Source organism: Pollutimonas bauzanensis, assembly GCF_040393045.1.
In the GTDB taxonomy this organism is placed as follows: Bacteria; Pseudomonadota; Gammaproteobacteria; order Burkholderiales; family Burkholderiaceae_B; genus Pollutimonas; species Pollutimonas bauzanensis_A.
On record NZ_JBEBUX010000199.1, the window covers coordinates 1 to 4,384 of the forward strand.

General features: G+C 55.6%; 6 protein-coding genes. 3 read left to right on the plus strand and 3 right to left on the minus strand.

Annotated elements, in window-relative coordinates; genetic code table 11:
* The first annotated feature begins 42 nt into the window (after positions 1-42).
* On the plus strand, positions 43-552 hold the full coding sequence (locus ABWO67_RS19125) for a DUF1993 domain-containing protein (protein WP_353154885.1): 510 nt from the start codon (positions 43-45) through the stop codon (positions 550-552).
* Here the strand turns inward: ABWO67_RS19125 and ABWO67_RS19130 are convergent.
* The 3 genes from ABWO67_RS19130 to ABWO67_RS19140 all read right to left on the minus strand — a co-directional run bounded on the left by ABWO67_RS19130 (position 536) and on the right by ABWO67_RS19140 (position 3,447).
* Positions 536-1,222 carry a hypothetical protein gene (locus tag ABWO67_RS19130; protein WP_353154888.1) on the minus strand — a complete coding sequence of 229 codons (687 nt, stop codon included), beginning with the start codon at positions 1,220-1,222 and terminating at the stop codon, positions 536-538. The two genes, ABWO67_RS19125 and ABWO67_RS19130, sit on opposite strands and share 17 nt — an antisense overlap.
* 105 nt (positions 1,223-1,327) lie before the next feature.
* A complete protein-coding gene (locus ABWO67_RS19135; protein WP_353154891.1) occupies positions 1,328-2,740 on the minus strand; it encodes a sensor histidine kinase in 1,413 nt (470 codons plus the stop codon).
* Complete coding sequence (locus tag ABWO67_RS19140) at positions 2,737-3,447, minus strand: response regulator transcription factor (protein ID WP_353154894.1); 711 nt, start codon at positions 3,445-3,447, stop codon at positions 2,737-2,739. The genes ABWO67_RS19135 and ABWO67_RS19140 overlap by 4 nt, the downstream gene beginning before the upstream one ends.
* Before the next feature lie 265 nt (positions 3,448-3,712).
* Here ABWO67_RS19140 and ABWO67_RS19145 point away from each other — a divergent pair, with 265 nt between their 5' ends.
* Together ABWO67_RS19145 and ABWO67_RS19150 are read left to right on the plus strand one after the other, a co-directional pair.
* Positions 3,713-4,171, plus strand: coding sequence for a tripartite tricarboxylate transporter TctB family protein (locus ABWO67_RS19145; RefSeq protein ID WP_353154897.1), 459 nt, complete (start codon positions 3,713-3,715; stop codon positions 4,169-4,171).
* A gap of 13 nt (positions 4,172-4,184) precedes the next feature.
* On the plus strand, positions 4,185-4,384 hold a 200-nt coding region (locus ABWO67_RS19150), incomplete at its 3' end, for a tripartite tricarboxylate transporter permease (protein ID WP_353154900.1).

Genomic DNA, 4,384 nt, shown 5'->3' on the forward strand with positions numbered 1-4,384 from the left:
CGTGATGCCTATAATCATCCCACCTCTTAATTAGGAATCATCATGACAATCTCCCTCTACGCCGCTTCGCTTCCTGTATTTAAACAAATGCTAAACAGCATGGACGCTGTTTTGAGCAAGGCCGAAGAGCATCTGGTTGCCAAGAAAATCGACCCCAACGCTTTACTGCAGGCCCGTCTTTTTCCCGACATGTTTCCCCTGCTCCGCCAGGTGCAAGTTGCCGCTGACTTCGCTCGTGGCGTATCTGCCCGCCTTGCCGGTGCCGAGGTGCCCAAGTTCGAGGATAACCAGCAAACCTTTGCTGACCTGCATGAACTGATCGCGAAAACGTTGGCCTTTATCGACGGGTTCACTCCAGACCAGATCGACGGTCATGAAGATCGCGTGATCGTCACCCGCCCGGGCACACCCAAAGAGAAGAAATTTAACGCGCAGTCGTACTTGTTGGCTTATGGCTTGCCGCAGTTCTTTTTCCACGTCACTACTACGTACGCCATTTTGCGTCACAACGGCGTCGAAGTGGGCAAGCGTGATTTCATGGGCCAGTATTAATCTTATTCCGCTTTGGCAGCCTGGACACGACGCCAGCTGCCAAAGTGCTGCTTGCACGGGTTACCGTGATCCACGTGCTTTCCTGCACCAGCTTGGTGACCAGCTCCATGAAGCGCGCAGGCGCTTTGGGAGGAATGACTACCTCGGTCAACAGTGTCCTTAAATCAACGAGCAGGTGCATGCCGGCAGGGCTCAGGTTTGCGGGCGCATGCGAGCGCTTGGAAATGGCAATCGCATGCAAGCCATCGGATTGAGTGCGCGGTAATGCTTTCGTGCGTCCGCGCCTTGGCGAGGTGCACCATAACGCGTCCTGGGCACGCGCTGCAGGACGTGCCAGTTCAATATAGATTCGGGTGGCGTCGTCGGTAAATAACGACTGGGATAACGCACGAACGCTTGAGACAATGCAGACCCCGGGGTGGGGACTATGCTGCGTTTCCCATTCAGCCAGGACGTCGTCCGCGGCTAGCGACCACGACTGCAACGTGATGCGGTTGCTTTCGAAATCAGGAACAACATCCTTACTGAACAAATCCTGGCGCTGGGGATGATCGGCGCGCGTAAAGAAGGTCTGATTGAATTTCAAGAGATCTACAAGTTCGTAGAAGCTCAGGTATTGGAAAATCCGGCGATCTGGATCGAGACTCTTATTGATATGTATATTCCCCACGTACTGGCTCCTCCGCCGGCAACCATGAATGCCAGCTTGCATGGTAGCGAAAAGCGAGCTCGCCAAGCATTGCGAAAACATTACTGCTTGGCAATGTGCGGGGAGTCAGGGTGTGGCGGGCTGGGTCGCGTTCAAGGGGTCAGCGAACGCCAGACTTACGCTGAATCCGGGGTCGGTGTTGTGCAGTTCAAAGCTTGCATCGTGCAGGCGCGCGATGGCGATAACGGTGGCCAAGCCCAATCCATGACCGGGTATGTCGTGATTCAAACGGTAGAATCGTTCGCCGATCCGGCGTTGTTTGCTGGGCAGAATGCCCGGTCCGTTGTCGGTCACGACAATCCTGGCCTGCTCCTGACGTTCGGCTTTTTCGACAGTGACAAGTATGCGGGCGCCGCTGCCTGCATACTTCAGTGCGTTGTCGACAAGGCAGGCGATGGCTCCGGCCAGCAGGTCCCGATCGCCTAATATGCAAACGGGGCCAGTGCTGGTCAATTGCAGCGTCGCTTGTTTTTCTTCGGCGACGGCCTCGTATAGCTCAACGACATCGCGGGCAATAAGGTCGAGGCGGGCTTCTTCGAATTTCTTCCGTCTGGCGCCGGATTCGAACTCGGCAATTTGTAGCAGTTTCTCCGAGACTTTGGCCAGATCTTCTATTTCGCCAGCCAGGAACACCACGCTGTTTCTTAGTTCATCGTAAGAGCTTCCGGGGCGAAGCGCTGTACGCAACCTCGCCAGTATCCGGGTCAGTGGCGTGCGTAAGTGATGGGCTACTGAATCCGATACGTTGCGCACCCCGTTCATCAGTTGTTCGATCCGGTCCAGCATATGATTGATATCGCGAGTCAGCAGCGCGAATTCATCTTGCCGATGCCCTAGAGGTATGCGTTGCGTGAGCTGGCCGGCGGCGCCTATCTGTGTTGCGGTTCGACGAATGACTTCGACGCGTCGCTGCAGCGTACGCCGAAAAAGGTATGCGCCCAGCAGTACAAGCATCGCGGTCACGCTGATCGCCGCCAGGCTGATGTGTTTGATGAGCAATGTAATTTCATGGAGATCCCGCAGGTCGTGGCCGACGATGAGCTTGGAGCCGTCGGGCAGGCGGCGGGCCACCAGGTAGCCGTGGGCTGCCCGGCCTCTTAACGTCACCGCATGGTTAAGGCCGGATTGTTCTAGCGCCGATAAAACAGCGTCGGGTTCGATGTTTCCGGCTAACGGGTGTCCTTCCCGGTCCAGCAGCAGGAACATTTCAGTTTCCGAATTAACTGTGTCGCCCAGTTCCAGCTTGATCTCGTTGAGCAGTCCGGGCAAGCCGCGCTGATCGAAGTGGGCGCTCATTCGTTGCGCAGTCGTTGCCACTTGCCGCGAGAACTGAGATTCCAGTATTCCCACGGTCTGGTAGTAAAAGAAGGCCAACAGTACCAGCGAGGTGGTCAGTGCGAACAAGCTGTAGTTGAGCGTCAGCCGAAATGCGACCGAACCCCACACTTCACGCAAGGTCTCTTGGAGACGGGCGATCATGGCAGCGAGTCGGGCCGCTGCGAGTCGCCTCGTGCAGAGATCATATAGCCGGTTCCGCGCACCGTATGTATAAGCGCGACATCGAAGGGCCCATCTATTTTTTGACGCAGCCTGCTGATCTGCACATCGATGACATTGGTCTGTGGGTCGAAATGGTAGTCCCACACCGACGCAAGCAGCATGGTCCGCGTGAGCACCTGGTCAGAGTTCATCATCATGTAAACCAAGAGCTTGAATTCGCGGGGTTGTAGCGATATCGGCATTTCCGCCCTGGAAACGCGCCGTGTCACAAGATCCAGTGTAAGGTCGGCAACCTGCAGTTGGCGGACTTCGTAATTGGTGGAGGAGCGTCTTACCAGCGCTTCTATGCGCGCGGACAGTTCGGGAAAGGCAAAGGGCTTGGTCAGGTAGTCGTCGCCGCCAGCCTTCAGGCCGCGCACGCGTTCGTCCAGCCCGGTCAGCGCGCTCAGGACAAGCACCGGTGTCTTCTTGCCTAAGGCGCGCAGCGTGGAAAGGATGGATAGCCCATCGATATCGTTGGGGAGCATGCGGTCAAGAATGATGACATCCCACTGCTCGCCAGTTGCTCTTTGCATTCCGCTGACGCCGTCCGGACAGATGGCGGCAAAATGCCCTTCCTCTTTCAGGCCGGTCGCGATGTAGCGTGCGTTGTCGGCATCGTCTTCAATAATCAGGCAGCGCCACATAAATTATTTTCCCGGGCAATCGGCAGGGCGTTGCGGGATGATGTCTGCCGAACCCTGAATCTTAACGCTTAACCGTGTCCACCACCTATTTTGTACAGGCACATTGCCGAACGGTAATGTTCCTGTAATGCTCTATACCTCAAGTTTTCACTACCATGCAGTCTGGCTTTTTCAGCCTGCATACCGCAGTCATCCAATGCCTTCCGTAGCATCATCGAAAGGCTTGCTTGACAAGAATCGGAGGAAAACCAAGTGAGGGGTAGTGATGGGAATACGGTCTAAACAAGACCTGTGGTCGGGGATTATGTTCCTCGGTGTTGGCGTGTTTTTCGCCTGGGTCGCAACTGGTTATCAAATGGGGACGGCAGCTCGCATGGGGCCTGGCTATTTCCCTTTCTGGCTGGGTGTGGTGCTGGCGCTTTTGGGCATTGTGATCACGTTGGGCGCACTGTCGCCCAAAGCCGAAGAAACCGAAATCGATAAATTCGATTGGCGCATCGTCGGTTTGGTCGTGGGTTCTGTGGTGCTTTACGGTGTATTGCTGGAGCCGCTGGGCGTTTACCTCTCCACTTTCATTCTGGTGGTGGTAAGTAGTCTTGCGGGACATGACTTCAATTGGAAAGTGGCTGTTGCCAATGGCATCTTCCTGGTGGTGTTTTCGTATCTGGCATTCGTCAAAGGTCTGGGGCTTATTTTCCCCCTATGGCCGTCCCTGAGCTTTTAATTGAGGAACAGCCATGGAATTATTCGATAACTTGATGCTGGGCATGACTGTCGCTTTCACGCCCGAGAATCTCATGTACGCGTTTTTGGGCTGCTTGCTTGGCACCCTGATCGGCGTGCTGCCTGGCATCGGCCCTGTGCCGACCATCGCGATGCTGCTGCCCATCACTTATGTGTTGCCGCCTACTGCCGGGCTGATCATGCTTGCCGGTAT